This is a genomic window from Novosphingobium sp. NBM11, assembly GCF_015390225.1.
GTDB lineage: Bacteria > Pseudomonadota > Alphaproteobacteria > Sphingomonadales > Sphingomonadaceae > Novosphingobium.
In genome coordinates this window covers 2,990,827-3,006,672 of record NZ_VUOG01000001.1, presented here as the reverse complement: position 1 = coordinate 3,006,672, position 15,846 = coordinate 2,990,827, and the positions used below count along the sequence as shown (strand labels likewise).

The following is a 15,846-nucleotide window of genomic DNA, read 5'->3' as shown; positions in this document are numbered from 1 at the left end:
TCCGCAAGGCTTCGCTGCCGGAATGGCGGGGAAAAGCCGGATCAGCGCTTCACCTGGCACTTGAGGCCGCCCGCCTGCAACCGGCCGCACAGCGCGTTGGCCGCCCCGGCGTCGCCCGCCAGCGCCTGCAGGCGATAGACCGTGCCGATGTCTGCCTTGCCTTCGACCACACGGTGGTTGAGGCCCTTCAGCGCCTCGTGCTGGCCGGAAAGCTTGCTCCACGCGGCCTCGGCCGAGGAGCTGCTGGAAAACGCGCCGATCTGCACGCCCACGCCCCCCGCAGCCGGTGCGGCCGGGGCCGCGCCGGGCTTGGGCGCATTGGCACCGGTAGCGGCCGGCGCAGTGGCGGAACCCGATGCCGACGCCGAAGCCGCCGGGGCCGCTCCGCCGGCAAGGTTCGCCGCCGGCTTTTCGCCCTCGCTCACCTTGAAGCTGGAATCGCCGGTGCCCTGGAACGTCTTGCCACCCGGCTCCTTGGGCGCGATCTTGTACGGTTCGCGGCTCGCTTCAATCAGGCTGCCATCGGCATTGGCGGCGGGGCCACCCCGGTGCGTGGCCCAATAGACCCCGCCGAGAATCGCCGCGAGCAGGATCAGCCCGAGAACCGCGAAACCGATGAAGCGGCCGTTGCCCGGCTCCTCGTCATCGAATTCCACGTCATCCGCGCCCTCAAGCCACGGCAGCCGCTGTTCGTCGCCCAGCGCCAGACGCGCGCCAGCCGGGCTCTCGGCCGCGTCCTCCGTCGCGTCGAACGGCATCGACGCGGGGGAATGTTCACCCCCGTCGCGCTGTTCGTGCTGCCCGTCCTGCTCCCCGTCCGCCATGTTCACGTCGCTGACCCTTCACAGTTCCTCGGCCGCTTCCACCCCAAGGATGGCAAGGCCGTTGCGCACAACCTGCCCGATTTGCGCCGCGAGGAAAAGCCGAGCCGCCGTCAACGCGGCATCCTGTGCCACTATGAACCGTTTTTCGGGTCGATCGTTGCCAAGGTTCCAGTAGGAGTGGAAGGCTGCCGCCAGATCATAGAGGAAGAACGCCACCCGGTGCGGCTCGCGCGCGATCGCGGCCGCTTCCACCAGACGCGGGAACTGCGCGGCCAGCTTCACCAGCGCCAACTCCTCCGGCCCCAGCCCCGCAAGATCGGCAGCGGAGGGCGCAAAGCCCTCGGCCGCGCCCTTGCGCAGCGTCGAGCTGATCCGGGCGTGGCAATACTGCACATAGAACACCGGATTGTCCTTCGACGCTTCCACCACGCGGGCGAAGTCGAAGTCCATCTGCGCATCGGGCTTGCGCGTCAGCATGGTGAAACGGACCACGTCCTTGCCCACTTCGCGCACCACGTCCGCCAACGTGACGAACGTGCCCGCCCGCTTCGACATCTTCACCGGCTGGCCATCGCGCAGCAGCTGGACCATCTGCACCAGCTTCACCTCGAACGGGATCGGCTTGCCTTCCGCGCCGGTCAGCGCGGCGACGGCGGCCTTGATCCGCTTGACCGTGCCGGCATGGTCCGCACCCCAGATATCGACCAGCGCATCAGCCTTTTCCGCCTTCTGGAAATGGTAGGCGAGGTCCGCGCCGAAATAGGTCCAGCTCCCGTCGGACTTCTTGATCGGCCGGTCCTGATCGTCGCCGAACTTCGTCGAACGGAACAGCGGCAGTTCCACCGGCTCCCAGTCTTCCGGCGTCTTGCCCTTGGGCGCCTCGAGATGCCCGTCATAGACCAGATCGTGCGCGCGCAGCCAGGCTTCGGCGGCTTCGGGCTTGCCGGCCGCCTGCAGCTCCGCCTCCGACGAGAACAGGTCGTGATGGATGCCGAGCAGGGCAAGATCGTCCTTGATCATCACCAGCATGGCCGCGACCGCCTTCTGCCGGAACGGCGCAAGCCATTCGGACTCGGGGGCGGCGGCGTAGCGATCGCCGAATTCCTCGGCCAGTGCCTTGCCCACGGGCACCAGATAATCGCCAGGATAGAGCCCTTCCGGGATCTCGCCCACGGCCTCGCCCAGCGCCTCGCGATAGCGGACGTGCGCCGAGCGGGCGAGGACATCGACCTGCCCGCCGGCATCGTTGACGTAGTATTCCTTGATGACCTTGTGGCCGGCGACTTCGAGCAGGCTGGCCAGCGCATCGCCCACCACCGCGCCCCGGCAATGGCCCATGTGCATCGGCCCGGTGGGATTGGCGGAGACGTATTCGACGTTGACGACCTTGCCGCCGCCCAGCGTCGAGCGGCCATAGCCGGCGCCCGCCACCGCGATCAGCCGCAGCTCGTCCAGCCAGGCGCCGTCGGTCAGGCGCAGGTTGATGAAGCCCGGCCCTGCGATTTCGGCCGAGGTCACGCAGGGCTCCTTTTCCAGCTCCGCCACCAGCGCGGCCGCCAACGCGCGCGGGTTGGTGCCGGCGGGCTTGGCCAGCACCATCGCGGCGTTGGTCGCCAGATCGCCGTGCGCGGGATCGCGCGGCGGCTCGCAGGTCACCGCGCCGCGCGGCAGGCCAGCAGGCAGCGTGCCGGCGGCTTCCAGCGCATCGAGCGCGGCGTCGATCGCCCGGGCAAAGGCGGCGTGAAGATTGGCTTGAACATCGGACATCGGAAAAGGCTCACGAAAAACGGGCGATCGCCCCCGCAGGCACGGAGGCGATCATCATCCAGCGCCCCCTTTGCGGCGGCGCGGCGGTTTTGCAAGCCCGGCAATCGCCGCCGGACCCGCAACGAGCGTCATCGCGTGGCGTTGAACGTCAGCTGCTGGTCGGTCAGCTGGAAGCCGACGAGCAGCTCGAACGTGGCGCGCGCGATCGCGGCACGCACGTCGGGCTGCGCCAGCGGATCGATCGCGGCATCGGCATCGCCCGCGCGCCGCTTGCGGCTGAGGCGGTTGCGAATCTCTTCCGGCAGCGTCGCCTGCGCGCGATCGACGTAGGACGCCGCCTTGGCATGGCCTGTGGCGCGATCCTGCCCGTCGGCGAAATCGATGCTCACCGTGCCGACGCGCTTGGCAATGACGACGTTGCCGCCGCGCATCACGGTCGAGAAGTAGGGCAGTTCGACATGGCGCGCGCCGCGCGTGTCGGCACGGCGCGCCAGCACGTCAAACGTGGCGATGGTGTAGAGCTTGTCCCCACCCTGCCCCTGATCGCAGGTGCTGCGCAGGTTGGTGATCGAGGCGGTCACGTCGAGCGCACCCGAATCGGTCCGCTTGGGATCGGAGAACAACGTCACGTCGCCGGCATATTCGGGAATCGCCACGCGCGGGCAAGGATCGCGCAGCGCGGTCACGCCCACGCTGTCATCAACGACCAGTTCGCCCTTGCTCTTGACGCAGCCGGAGAGCGTGCCCGCCAGCAAGGCGGCGCCGATCGCCGAACCGATGGCGACACCGGACTTCGAAACACGGCGGAAGATGGCGGTCATGAGCGCAGAAATCCTTAAAAGACGATGCCGCGTCCGCGCGAACCGACAAGATGATCCACGGGGCAGCGCAATTCCTCTAGCCACGCCCGAACCTTTCGGCAATGCTCGGACTTTGAGAGGTTTCCGGAACGTGATGCCGCTGCTAATGCCCGCCCAATGAACGCCACCTTTCCAGACCAGGCCGAGACGGCCACCGGCCACGCGGCCGAAGCCAAGGCCCCGCTGAAGCTCCTGATCGCGGCGCCGCGCGGCTTTTGCGCCGGGGTGGACCGCGCGATCGAGATCGTCGAGCGCGCGATCACGCTCTATGGCGCGCCGGTCTATGTCCGGCACGAGATCGTTCACAACCGCTTCGTTGTGGACGGGCTGAAGTCCAAGGGCGCGATCTTCGTGGAAGAGCTGGACGAAGTGCCCGATGGCGCGTCGGTCGTGTTCTCGGCGCATGGCGTGCCCAAGGTGATTCCGGCGGAAGCCAATTCGCGCGGGCTGGACTGGCTCGACGCCACCTGCCCACTGGTGAGCAAGGTCCACCGGCAGGCGGAACGGCAGGTCGAGGCGGGCCGTCACATCCTGTTCATCGGCCACCACGGCCATCCCGAAGTGATCGGCACGATGGGCCAGGTGCCGGACGGCGCGATCACGCTGGTCGAAACGGTGGAGGACGTGGCGCGGCTGGAGTTCCCGGACGAACTGCCGCTATCGTTCCTGACCCAGACGACGCTTTCGGTGGACGATACGGCCGAGATCGTGACCGCGCTGCGCACGCGCTTTCCGCGCATCGTCGGCCCCCGCGCCGAAGACATCTGCTATGCCACCTCGAACCGGCAGGCGGCGGTCAAGGCCATCGCGGATGCCTGCGACCTGATTCTGGTGATCGGTGCGCCCAACAGTTCCAATTCGCTGCGCCTGGCCGAAGTGGCCGAGCGGCAGGGTACACGCGCCTTCCTGATCCAGCGCGCGGCGGAAATCGATCCGGCCTGGCTGGAGGGCGTGACCACGCTGGGCCTTACCGCCGGCGCTTCCGCCCCGGAAATCCTCGTGCGCGAAGTGGTGGACCTGCTCGCCACGTGGCGCACCGTCACCGAGGAAACGGTGAAAGTGCGCGACGAGGAGAACATGGTGTTCAAGCTGCCCCGCCAGCTTACCAACTGAGAAAGCCGGGCAATGGCGGTCTATACCCACCTCGACGCCGGGGCGATGGCCGATATCGTGGCCAGTTTCGACATCGGCCAGCTCGTTTCGGCCAAGGGCATCGCGGAAGGCGTGTCGAACAGCAACTGGCTGATCGAGACAACCGGCGCGAACGGAAAGGGCGCGCGCTTCATCCTGACGATGTACGAATTCCGCATCGATCTGGACGACCTGCCCTATTTCCTGTCGCTGCTCGATCACCTCGCGGCCAAGGGGTGCCCCGTGCCGCGTACGATCCACGCTCGCGACGGGCGGCTGTATCAGGTGCGCGACGCAAAAGCGCTGGCGCTGATCGAGTTCCTGCCGGGCGTTTCCGTCGCCGATCCCACGCCGGCGCAGGCCCGTGCCGTCGGCGCGGCTCTGGCGCAACTGCACCTTGCCGCCGCCGACTTCCCGCAGACGCGCGCGAACGGCATGGACCGCGCGGAATGGCAGCGCCTGATGGACGCCTGCGGGCATGACGGCCTTTCCGCGATCGATCCCGTGCTGGCCGACCTGGTGGAGGAAGCCCTGCCCCGGCTCGCCGCGCAATGGCCCGAAGGTCTGCCCTGTTCGGTGATTCACGCCGACCTGTTCCCCGACAACGTGCTGATGCTGGGCGAGAGGGTGACCGGCCTGATCGACTTCTACTTCGCCTGCAACGACACCACTGCCTACGACGTGGCGGTGACGCACGCCGCCTGGTGCTTCGACAGCGCGGGCAAGGCGTTTCACGCAGACATCTCCGCCGCCCTGCTCGAAGGCTACGAGAGCGTGCGCCCGCTGTTGCCGGAAGAGCGCGCCGCCTTGCCGGTGCTGGCACAGGGCGCGGCGATCCGCTTCACCGCCAGCCGCGCCTATGACTGGCTGAACACGCCCGCCGACGCGCTGGTCACGCGCAAGGACCCGATGGCCTTCGCCCGCCGGCTGGCGTTCTATGCCGATCCCGCCAACGCCGGGGTCTTCGCGTGAAGCACGTCCAGATTTTCACCGACGGCGCGTGCAAGGGCAACCCCGGCAAGGGCGGCTGGGGCGCGCTGCTGCGCATGGGCGAACACGAAAAGGAAATGGCCGGCTCCGAAAAGGAGACGACCAACAACCGCATGGAACTGATGGGCGCTATCAAGGCGCTCGAAGCACTCACGCAGCCCTGCCAGGTGACGCTGCATACCGACAGCAAGTACGTGCTGGACGGCATTACCAAGTGGGTCTTCGGCTGGCAGAAAAACGGCTGGAAGACCGCGGACAGGAAACCGGTCAAGAACGACGACCTGTGGCGCGCGCTGGTCGCGGCCGCCCGGCCGCACAAGATCGAATGGGTCTGGGTTAAGGGCCATGACGGCCACCCCGAGAACGAACGGGTGGACCGTCTGGCCAGCGACGCCGCGCAAGCCGCCTGAACGCGGCCGCGCGGCGCTTTGCGCCTGAGCGCTTATGCGACGGTGGTATCTTCCACCGGCGCAGAGGGCCCATTCTTCTGGATCGATTCGATCGCGCTCTTCGCGCTCGCCTTGCTGGAATAGCCTTCGGTCCAGAAAATGGTTTCGCTGTTGTAGCAGAAATAGGCCACGAACTCGCCGGCCTTGTTCTTCCGGATTTCAAAACGATGCGCCATCTCACCCGCTCCTTCGCGCTGGATCAGTCAGGATCAGCCCCCGCGCACGGGATAGCACGCGGCTTGGCTGCGCAAAGAGGCTATCGTCAATCGCCACCGGAATGGTGATTTTGCGAACGTCGGACCGTCAGGCAGCCATGGCGAAGCGCGACGGGGCATAGCGCGCCCGGTCGATCCCCGCCGTCATCGCGTCGTCCGGGTGTCCCAGCAGGATTTGCGCCGCCAGCCGGGCCGCCGCCGGCGCGGTCTGGATGCCAAATCCGCCTTGCCCGGCGAACCAGAAGAACCCTTCGCGCACCGGATCGAAGCCATAGACGGGCAAGCGATCGGGGGCGAAGCTGCGCAGGCCCGCCCAGCGTCGCTCCAGCGCGGCGATGCGCCAGTCCAGCACATGTTCGAAGCGATCGATCGCCACCGCCACGTCCAGTTCCTCGGGCGCGGCATCGCACGGCACATCGGGAATCTCGTCGTGCGGCGAAAGCCACAGCCGGCCGGCCTGCGGCTTGAAATAGAAGTCTCCGTTGATGCCCAGCGTCAGCGGCATGTCGGCCAATGCTTCGGGATCGGTGCGCAACTGTACGATCGTGCGCCGCAGGGGCAGGATTCCGACCGGGGCCGCTCCGGCGAGCGTTGCGACCTCGTCCGCCCACGCGCCGGCGGCATTGACCACAATCGCCGCGCGCGCTGCTCCTGCACCCTGCCCTTCGCCCCAGACGACGCGCCACCCCGCCGCCTCGCGCTCCACCGCCGAAACCCGCGCGCGGACACGCAGCACGGTTCCGGCCCGGCGCCCGATGGCCAGGTAATGCTGGTGCAGCCCGGCTACGTCGATGTCCGAACAATCCGGCTCCCAGGTCGCGAAAGCCCACTCGGGGCGCAAGCCGGGCACGCGCGCGTCCATCGCCGCGCGGCTTTGCCATTCGATGTGAATCCCCATCGCGCCGAAGCTTTCGGCATAGGCTTCGAGCTTGTGCCGGTCCTCGGCCGTCGCGATGCTCAATGCCCCGCGTGGCGACAGGAAGCCATGCTCGCGCAGGTACCCGCCCGACGCCATCGTCAGCGGAACGACTCCGGGGCCGCCGTAGGTTTCCTCCCAGAACGCCGCCGACCGGCCGGTGGTGTGATAGCCCGGTGCATCCTCCGCCTCGATGACCAGCACGCGGGCGTAAGGTGCAAGTTCGGCGGCAAGGCTGGCGCCGGCCATGCCCGCGCCGATCACGGCAATATCGAAAGTCTCGGTGGTCACGGGTTGCGGCAGAGTCCTGAAGTCAGCGTTCGATGGGTCAACGTGCGATAGCCGGTGCCATGCGGTCGAGGAAATCGTCGATCGTCGCGATTACCCGATCGCGCACGGAATCGACCTCGCGCAGCAGCTCGTGGCGGCCTTCACGGCCCCAGCTCACGAGTTGCGCGCGCGGCAACCGCGCTGCGGCCCGCGCGATTGCGCGGTAGCCGACCAGCGCATCGTGCCGCGCGCCGAGGATCAGCACCGGAAGGTCGACCGCTTCCAGCGCGCCCGGCTGCTCCATCCCGCGAATCGAGGCGACCGCCCGTTCCACCCAGCGCCAGGTTCCAGGCCCGATCGCCAGCGCGGGGCGCTGTTCCTTCCACCACAGCTCGTCCGCGTACCGGTCGGCATCGTGCGTCAGCAGGACATGACGGCCCGCCGGGGACGAGCCCGGCTTCTCGCTGGTCTTCCACGCCAGCCGCCCCGGATCGCCGATCCGGCACATGAAGCGCGCCAACGCCTGATGCAGCGCCGAAGGACCAGGCGTGGTCAGCCCCAGCATCGGCGCACTGAGCACGACCGCGACCGGATCGATCCGCCGTTCCACGACGGCCCGCAGCACGAGATGCCCGCCCATCGAATGGCCGACGATCACGTGCGGCCCCGGAGTCTGCGCCCGCCAGTCGGACCAGAACGCGGCCAGATCGTCGATCCACACGCCGAAATCGCGGACATCGCCCGCTAGGGGATTGTCCCCATACCGCCCCGAAGCGCCCTGCCAGCGCCAGTCGGCCGCGGTTACGCGCCAGCCCTGCCGATGCCAGTGATCCAGCGTCTCGAGGTACTTTTCATAGAAATCCCCGCGTCCCGGCATGAACAGAAGCGACCCGCGAACGGTGGCGGCGCCTTCCGGGGCCGGCTGCCAATCGATGCGCCGGATGGCATGGCCGTCGCGCGCGGACCACCATGCTTCCGTCGCCGCGGCGGGAATCGCTCTCCGATCGATGTTCACCGCCATGCAGGTCCGATCCCCATCGGGCCAGAATCGACGGAAATCCCCGCCGACTCTTGGTTACCGTTTGGTAAGTGGTTGTCGCGTAAGGCATAGCCCATGCAGGGCAATTTCATCGTTTACGGACTGGTCGGAGCCTTGGCAATCGCGCTGCTGGTTGCCGCTTTCACCGATATCCGTCGCCGCCAGATCGACAACTGGCTGAACGCCGCCATCGCGCTGGCCGCGCCCGCGTTCTGGTTCGCGATGGGCTGGCATGTCTGGCCGGACATCGCCGTGCAGATCGGCGTGGCGCTGTTAACCTTCGCCATCCTCGCCGGCCTGTTCGCATTGCGGGTCATGGGCGGCGGCGACGTGAAGCTGCTCGCCGCGCTGGCGCTGTGGATACCCGGCAAGCTGTTCCTGCAATTGCTGGTGATCATGGCGCTGACGGGAGGAATCCTGACGATCGTGCTGGGCGGCTGGCACGTGATGCGGCGGCAGAAGGACAAGCTGAAAATCCCCTACGGCGTAGCGATCGCCGCCGGCGGGCTGTGGATCATCGGCACTACCAACTGGGCCGCTTTGCAAGCCGTTTCGGCAGGATAGGCCAATTTTAACCAATTTCCCTGAAAAGGCGCAAATCCGGACAAGAGGGCGGGATAGAAGGCCATGGATAGAAAGAAGCTGTTTCTGCTGGTGGGGGCGCTGATCGTCGCGATCGGCACGGCCTTTGCGGCAAGGAGCCTGCTCTCAGGCGGCGCACCGACGCCGCAGGCCGAGGCTGCCGCGAAAATCGAAAGCGGTCCCAAGGTACTGGTAGCCAAGCGGGCGTTGCCGCTGGGCACGATCATCACCGCGGATGCGATCGGCTACCAGCCCTGGCCCAAGGATCTCGTGCAGGATGCCTATTTCGTCGAAGGCGAAGCGGACATGGCGAAGATGCTCGGCACCGTGGTGCGCCAGCCGATCACGGCAGGCGAACCGGTAACGCGCGGATCGCTCGTCTCGCCGGGCGATCGCGGCTTCCTCGCCGCCGCGCTCGGGCCGGGCATGCGCGCCGTGACCATCGCGGTTTCGGACCACACCGCGGTCGCCGGCTTCGTGTTCCCCGGCGATCATATCGACCTTGTCCTGACGCAATCGGTCAAGGGTGCGGAAAATCAGGCCGCGCTGCAGACGTCGGAAACCATCCTCAAGAACCTGCGCGTGCTGGCGACCGACCAGTCGACCGAACAGGAAACCGTGGACGGCAAAACCCGCGTCCACACCTTCGGCACGGTAACGGTCGAAGTGACGCCCAAGATCGCGGAAAAGATCGCCGTCGCCCAGACGCTGGGCACGATCAGCCTCTCGCTCCGCTCGATCGCCGACAATTCGGCCGACCTGGAACAGGCGCTGGCATCGGGCCAGGTCAAGATCCCGGCGGGCGCCACCAAGGCCGACGAGGAAAAGCTGATCAAGCAGGCGATGCACCAGCCGGTCGAGAACGGTTCCAGCTTCGTCACCGGCGGCGACGTCTCGCGCTTCCAGCGCAAGACCATGCCATCGATGGTGCCGGCTGGCTTCGGAACGCACGGCATGGCCGCCGGCGCGCCCCCGATGGCCGCCCCGGCCGGAGCGCCGATCATCATCAACCGCGGCCCGATCGTCAGGATCACCCGCGGCAAGGACACCGAAACCGTCGCGGTAGGGGCAAACTGAGATGGATCAGCACATCCCCGCGCAGGCGAAAGGCAAGACCATGAAAGCCCGCATCACCTTCCCGCTGCTTCCGGCCGCGCTGCTCGTCACGCCGCTGGCCCTGGCAGGCGCACTGGACGCGGCAAGCGCCCAGAGCGTGACCAGCCCGGCACGCAGCATCGCCATCGCCATTGGCCGCGGTGAACTGATCACCCTGCCGGGCCGGATGTCGGACGTGTTCGTCGCCAACAACGACATTGCCGACGTGCAGGTCAAGGCCACGAACCAGCTCTATGTGTTCGGCAAGGCCGGCGGCGAAACCACTGTCTATGCCAGCAACGGCAAGGGCGACGTGATCTGGTCGGCCAACGTCCGCGTCGGCACCAATATCGACAGCGTGGACCAGATGCTCCACCTGGCGATGCCCGACGCCAAGATCTCGACGGCAACGATGAACAACACCGTGCTGCTGACCGGCACCGTCGGCGCGCCGGAAGACGCGGCCGAGGCCGAACGGCTGGTGAAGGCGTTCGTGGGTGAAAAGACCCAGGTCATCAGCCGCCTGAAGCTGGCCACGCCCCTGCAGGTCAACTTGCAGGTACGCATCGCCGAAGTCAGCCGCTCAGTGGTCAAGTCGCTGACGTCGAATATCACCTCGATCGACGGCACCGGCGGTTTCAAGTTCGGCATCGGTCAGGGATCGGCTGCTTCCACCTTCCATCCCGGCGCCCCTCTGGGTGTGGGTTCGAGCGTCAGCTACTATGGCGTCGACCCGTCGACCGGGCAGGTCGCGCTGCTTCCGGGCACCACGGTTAACCCCGCGTCCACCGGCACCACGCTGGCGGCGGCGGGCAAGCTGTTCGGGCTGGGCATGCTGGCCAAGCTGGATGCGGCCGAAACGGTCGGCCTCGCAACCACGCTGGCGCAGCCCAACCTCACCACGATGTCGGGCGAGACCGCCGATTTCCTGGCGGGCGGCGAATTCCCGATCCCGATGAGCCAGGGCCTTGGCACGACCTCGGTCGAATACAAGCGCTATGGCGTGAGCCTGTCCTACACGCCGACGGTGCTCTCCAACGGCCGCATCTCGATGCGCGTGCGCCCGGAAGTGTCCGAGCTGTCCTCGCAGGGCGCCGTGCAGATTTCCGGCTTCACCATCCCCGGGCTGACCGTGCGCCGCACGGAAACGACGGTGGAACTGGGTTCGGGCCAGAGCTTCATGATCGCGGGCCTGATGAACAGCAACTCGCAGAACAACATCCAGAAGCTGCCCGGCGCCGGCGACATCCCGATCCTGGGCACGCTGTTCCGTTCGACCGGGTTCAAGCGCGGTGAGACCGAACTGGTGATCGTCGTCACCCCCTATCTGGTGAACCCGGTGGACGCGAACCAGATCAAACTGCCGACCGACGGCTTCCAGACCGCCAACGAGGTCCAGCGCATCCTTGGCAACATGGAAAGCGACAGCGTCAGCGGCAAGCAGGGCCTGCACCCCACCGAAAAGCCGGGCAGCGTGCAGTCCGGTTCGCAGGTCGGCGCGCTGGACAAGCCATCGGCGCCCTCCGCATCCGCCGACAAGGCCGCGCCCGAACCGCGCAACGCCCGTCGTTCCGGCAAGAGCGCCGAGGCACCCGCCCCCGGCTTCAGCATCAATTGAGAGAGGGACGACCGATGCCCGTAACTTCCAACCGCCCTGTCAGCGTCCGTCTCGCCGGGGCCGCCATCGCCCTTTCGCTTGGCCTTGCCCTTTCCGGCTGCGGCGGCATGCCGACCAACCGGTCGCTCGAAAGCGTTCACCAGCCCGTGGTGGAGCGCAACCTCTATACGTTCGACGTCAACACCCTGACGGGCGGCGGCGTTCCAGTTGCGGACCAGCGCCGTCTGGCCGACTGGTTCGAGACGCTGGGCCTCCGCTATGGTGACCGCGTTTCGGTGGATGATCCCGTCCAGTCGGGCGCGACGCGTACGGCGGTTGAGGCCGTGGCCGCGCGCTTCGGGCTGTTGCTGGCCGATACCGCGCCGGTGACCGAGGGCGTGGTGCCGGTGGGCATGGCGCGCGTGGTCATTACCCGCACCACCGCCAGCGTGCCCGGCTGCCCGGACTGGTCCGCCAAGTCGGATGCCAATTTCGGCAATGGCGCTTCGTCCAATTTCGGTTGCGCGACCAACGCCAACCTTGCCGCGATGGTGGCGGACAAGGAACACCTTGTCCACGGCGCAACCGGCACCGGCGATACGGTGGTGATGAGCTCGACCAAGGCCATCAGCACCTATCGCGACGCCAAGCCGACGGGCGGTGGTGGCACCACCGTCAAGCAGCAGTCGAGCCAGTCGGGAGTGAACTAAGCCATGAACGCGCCCTTCAAGAACGGCAATCGCGATACGTTCGCCGCCTTCATGTGCGACGACGCGGCGCTGGATGTCCTGCGGTCGATCGTGGTCGACATGGGCTGGCAGCCTGAAAAGTGCAACAAGGGCGGCCTGCGCAACGCGATCCAGTCGCTCTCGATCACGGCCAGCCCGGCGATCCTTATGGTCGACCTTTCGGAAAGCGGCGATCCGCTGACCGACATCAACGCGCTGGCCGAAGTCTGCGAACCCGGCACGGTGGTGATCGCCGTCGGCCAGGTCAACGACGTGCGGCTCTATCGCGATCTGGTTGCCTCGGGCATCCAGGACTATCTGCTGAAGCCGCTGTCGCCCAACCAGGTCCGCGATGCGCTGGTCCAGGCCCAGGCGATCTTCGCCGCGCCCAAGACCAGCGATGCCGGTGCGATCAAGCGCCACATCTCGACCGCCGTTGTCGGCACGCGTGGCGGCGTCGGCGCGTCGACGATCGCAACCTCGCTGGCCTGGCTGTTCAGCTCCGACCAGAAGATGCCGACCGCGCTGCTCGATCTCGACGTTCACTTCGGCACCGCCGCGCTGACGCTCGATCTCGAACCGGGCCGTGGCCTGACCGACGCGATCGACAATCCCAGCCGCATCGACGGGCTGTTCATCGAACGCGCGATGATCCGCGCGAACGACAATCTTGCGATCCTGTCCGCGGAAGCGCCGATCAATGCGCCGCTGATGACCGACGGGGCGGCCTTCGTGCAGTTGCAGGAGGAATTCCGCCACGCGTTCGAAATGACCGTGATCGACATGCCCCGCAACATGCTGATCAACTTCCCGCACCTGCTGGGGGAAGTGAACGTGGCGGTCGTGGCAACGGAACTGACGCTGGCCGGCGCGCGCGACGCGATCCGCCTGCTGTCGTGGCTGAAGGGCAACGCGCCCCACGCGCAGGCGCTCGTGGTGGTCAACAAGGTCCACGCCGGCATCGGCGAAATCAGCAAGACGGACTTCGAAGCCTCGATCGAACGCAAGATCGACTTCATGATCCCCTATGACGCCAAGGCCGCCGCCAACGCGGCCAAGCTGGGCCAGACGTTCCTGGGCGCCAACCGCAACATCAAGGCCACGACGGTCATCGCCGAGATCGGCAAGGCGATCGTCAACGCGGGCGACGATGCGGACATGAAGCCCGTTGCCGCAGGCGCGGCGGGCAAGGCTTCGCTGCTGAGCAAGTTCGATCTGAAGAAGATGCTCGCGGCCAAGAAGGGCAAGGCGGCCGCCCCGGCCTCCTGATCCCGCCCCGGCCCTGGCGCACGACAATGAAGCCACCTTTCCGCCCCCGACAGGCCGGAAGGTGGCGGTTTGAGGTAAGAAACCGATGCCGATGAACACCCTGCCCCTGATCGTCGTCGTCTTCGGCGTGCTGGCGCTGTTCGGCATCGGCTATGCCCTCTTCCTGGGGCCTTCGCCCGCCAAGGAAAGCCAGCGCCGGCTTCAGGCCGTGCGTTTCCGCCATTCGGAAAGCGCTTCCGACAAGATGGAAGCGCAATACCGCAAGGCCGTGGCCGCGCGGAAGCCAACCACCTATCGCATCGCCGGATCGGCATCGCGGTCCGAAGCCCTAGCGCTGCGCCTGCACCGCACGGGCAAGGGCTGGACGCTGACGCAGTACGTCTATGCCTCGATCGGGCTGGGCGTTGCCGTCATGGCGCTGGCCACGCTCAAGACCGGGGCACCGTTGCTGGGCCTGGGCGCCGGTATCCTTGTTGGTGCCGGCCTGCCCCACATGATCGTCAACCGCGCGATCAACAAGCGTACCAACGCCTTTGTCACCCGCTTTCCCGATGCGCTGGAACTGCTGGTGCGCGGCCTGCGCTCCGGCCTGCCGATCAGCGAAACGCTGACCGTCGTGGCAAACGAACTTCCCGGCCCGGTGGGCGAGGAATTCAAGCTGGTAACCGACCGCATCAAGGTGGGCCGGACGATGGACGAAGCAATGCAGGAAACCGGCGATCGGCTGGACCTTCCGGAATTCAACTTCTTCTGCATCACGCTGGCCATCCAGCGCGAAACCGGCGGCAACCTTGCCGAAACGCTGGCGAACCTGGCCGACGTGCTGCGCAAGCGCGCCCAGATGAAGCTCAAGATCAAGGCGATGAGCTCGGAATCCAAAGCTTCCGCCTACATCATCGGTTCGCTGCCGTTCATCGTGTTCGGGCTGATTTACTGGATCAACCCGGCCTACATGCTGAAATTCTTCACCGACGAACGCCTGATCGTCATCGGCCTGGGCGGCATGGTCTGGCTCAGCCTGGGCGGCTTCATCATGGCCAAGATGGTCAACTTCGAGATCTGAGCGAGGGAAACGCACACCATGGATGCCCCGCACGGCCCCACCCTCCTCGGCTTCGACGTCCTTGCCGTCGGCTCGATCCTTGCCGGCGTCGCCGCGGCGGCGGTGATGCTCGCCATCTACGCCGCGATCACGGTCAAGGACCCGATGGCCAAGCGCGTCAAAGCGCTGAACGAACGCCGCGAACAGCTCAAGGCCGGTATCGTGACCTCCAACACGCGCAAGCGTGCGAGCATCGTCCACCGCAACGAGACAACCGATATCATCCGCACGTTCCTCGAAAAGATGAGCGTGCTGCAGGACAGCCAGCTTGCGACCATCCAGCAGAAGCTGGCGCAGGGCGGCATCCGCAAGAAGGAATGGGCCGTCGCGGTCATCCTTGGCCGCATGATCGGACCGATCGTGCTCGGCCTGATCGCCGCGCTGGTGATCTACGGCATCAACTACTTCCCCGAATGGGGCAGCTTCAAGCGCTTCATGGCGTTCGCGGTCATCGTGATCCTGGGCTACAAGGGGCCTGACCTGTTCGTGCAGAACCTCATTGGCAAGCGCACCTCCGCAATCCGCAAGGGATTGCCCGATGCGCTGGACCTCCTGGTCATCTGCGCCGAAGCCGGCCTCACGGTCGACGCCGCATTCAATCGCGTGGCGCGCGAACTGGGCCGCGCCTATCCCGAACTGGGCGATGAGTTCGCGCTGACCGCGATCGAACTGTCGTTCCTGACCGAGCGGCGGCAGGCCTTCGAGAACCTGGCCTATCGCGTGAACCTGGAATCGGTGAAGGGCGTGACCACCACGATGATCCAGACCGAGCGCTACGGCACGCCGCTGGCATCGGCGCTGCGTGTGCTGTCCGCCGAGTTTCGCCACGAACGCATGATGCGCGCCGAGGAAAAGGCCGCGCGCCTGCCCGCGATCATGACCGTGCCGCTGATCCTGTTCATCCTGCCGACGCTGTTCATCGTGATCCTTGGGCCGGCGGCCTGTTCGATCAGCGACAACTTCATCAACCGCAAGTAAGCGTCCGCAAACCGCATCGTCCCAGCTTGTGCTG

At 66.7% G+C, this 15,846-nt stretch carries 16 protein-coding genes; 10 read left to right on the top strand and 6 right to left on the bottom strand.

The genetic code is table 11. The features are described from left to right. Positions 1-41 precede the first annotated feature (41 nt). The 3 genes from F1640_RS14570 to F1640_RS14560 all read right to left on the bottom strand — a co-directional run bounded on the left by F1640_RS14570 (position 42) and on the right by F1640_RS14560 (position 3,412). Complete coding sequence (locus F1640_RS14570; RefSeq protein ID WP_255530557.1) at positions 42-824, bottom strand: SPOR domain-containing protein; 783 nt, start codon at positions 822-824, stop codon at positions 42-44. An 18-nt stretch (positions 825-842) separates the two neighbouring features. Beyond that, positions 843-2,591 carry an arginine--tRNA ligase gene (gene argS / locus F1640_RS14565; protein ID WP_194919822.1) on the bottom strand — a complete coding sequence of 583 codons (1,749 nt, stop codon included), beginning with the start codon at positions 2,589-2,591 and terminating at the stop codon, positions 843-845. 128 nt (positions 2,592-2,719) lie between these two features. Continuing rightward, on the bottom strand, positions 2,720-3,412 hold the full coding sequence (locus F1640_RS14560; protein ID WP_125954841.1) for a hypothetical protein: 693 nt from the start codon (positions 3,410-3,412) through the stop codon (positions 2,720-2,722). A 156-nt stretch (positions 3,413-3,568) separates the two neighbouring features. On the opposite strand from F1640_RS14560, the gene ispH reads away from it, so the two are divergent. Genes ispH through rnhA form a run of 3 tightly spaced genes read left to right on the top strand, consistent with a single transcriptional unit; the run spans position 3,569 to position 5,982 of the window. Next, positions 3,569-4,564, top strand: a complete 996-nt coding sequence (gene ispH, locus F1640_RS14555; protein WP_125954840.1) for a 4-hydroxy-3-methylbut-2-enyl diphosphate reductase — start codon at positions 3,569-3,571, stop codon at positions 4,562-4,564. A gap of 12 nt (positions 4,565-4,576) precedes the next feature. Next, a complete protein-coding gene (gene thrB / locus F1640_RS14550; protein WP_194919820.1) occupies positions 4,577-5,554 on the top strand; it encodes a homoserine kinase in 978 nt (325 codons plus the stop codon). Then, positions 5,551-5,982, top strand: coding sequence for a ribonuclease HI (gene rnhA / locus F1640_RS14545; RefSeq protein WP_124807729.1), 432 nt, complete (start codon positions 5,551-5,553; stop codon positions 5,980-5,982). Before thrB ends, rnhA begins: the two co-directional genes overlap by 4 nt. A gap of 32 nt (positions 5,983-6,014) precedes the next feature. Here the strand turns inward: rnhA and F1640_RS14540 are convergent, their stop codons facing one another. From F1640_RS14540 to F1640_RS14530, 3 genes are all read right to left on the bottom strand, one after another. Then, the gene (locus F1640_RS14540; RefSeq protein ID WP_124807730.1) at positions 6,015-6,197 is read right to left on the bottom strand and encodes a DUF1508 domain-containing protein; all 183 of its coding nucleotides are present in this window, start codon (positions 6,195-6,197) and stop codon (positions 6,015-6,017) included. Between the two features lie 127 nt (positions 6,198-6,324). After that, positions 6,325-7,443, bottom strand: coding sequence for an FAD-binding oxidoreductase (locus tag F1640_RS14535; protein ID WP_194919818.1), 1,119 nt, complete (start codon positions 7,441-7,443; stop codon positions 6,325-6,327). A gap of 37 nt (positions 7,444-7,480) precedes the next feature. After that, on the bottom strand, positions 7,481-8,443 hold the full coding sequence (locus F1640_RS14530) for an alpha/beta hydrolase (protein ID WP_194919816.1): 963 nt from the start codon (positions 8,441-8,443) through the stop codon (positions 7,481-7,483). A 93-nt stretch (positions 8,444-8,536) separates the two neighbouring features. Between F1640_RS14530 and F1640_RS14525 the strand changes: the two genes are divergently transcribed. The 7 genes from F1640_RS14525 (at position 8,537) to F1640_RS14495 (ending at position 15,812) form a co-directional block, all read left to right on the top strand. Then, positions 8,537-9,025 carry a prepilin peptidase gene (locus tag F1640_RS14525; protein WP_124807733.1) on the top strand — a complete coding sequence of 163 codons (489 nt, stop codon included), beginning with the start codon at positions 8,537-8,539 and terminating at the stop codon, positions 9,023-9,025. Between the two features lie 63 nt (positions 9,026-9,088). Further along, positions 9,089-10,120, top strand: a complete 1,032-nt coding sequence (gene cpaB, locus F1640_RS14520) for a Flp pilus assembly protein CpaB (protein ID WP_124807734.1) — start codon at positions 9,089-9,091, stop codon at positions 10,118-10,120. A gap of 1 nt (position 10,121) precedes the next feature. Then, entirely contained in the window at positions 10,122-11,756 is a 1,635-nt protein-coding gene (locus F1640_RS14515) for a type II and III secretion system protein family protein (protein WP_223806435.1), read from the top strand. A gap of 14 nt (positions 11,757-11,770) precedes the next feature. Next, positions 11,771-12,445, top strand: a complete 675-nt coding sequence (locus tag F1640_RS14510; protein WP_124807735.1) for a CpaD family pilus assembly protein — start codon at positions 11,771-11,773, stop codon at positions 12,443-12,445. 3 nt (positions 12,446-12,448) lie between these two features. Further along, entirely contained in the window at positions 12,449-13,732 is a 1,284-nt protein-coding gene (locus F1640_RS14505) for a pilus assembly protein CpaE (RefSeq protein ID WP_194919814.1), read from the top strand. A 91-nt stretch (positions 13,733-13,823) separates the two neighbouring features. Beyond that, positions 13,824-14,795 carry a type II secretion system F family protein gene (locus tag F1640_RS14500; RefSeq protein WP_124807737.1) on the top strand — a complete coding sequence of 324 codons (972 nt, stop codon included), beginning with the start codon at positions 13,824-13,826 and terminating at the stop codon, positions 14,793-14,795. 18 nt (positions 14,796-14,813) lie between these two features. Next, positions 14,814-15,812, top strand: a complete 999-nt coding sequence (locus F1640_RS14495; protein ID WP_124807738.1) for a type II secretion system F family protein — start codon at positions 14,814-14,816, stop codon at positions 15,810-15,812. The last annotated feature ends 34 nt before the right edge of the window (positions 15,813-15,846 follow it).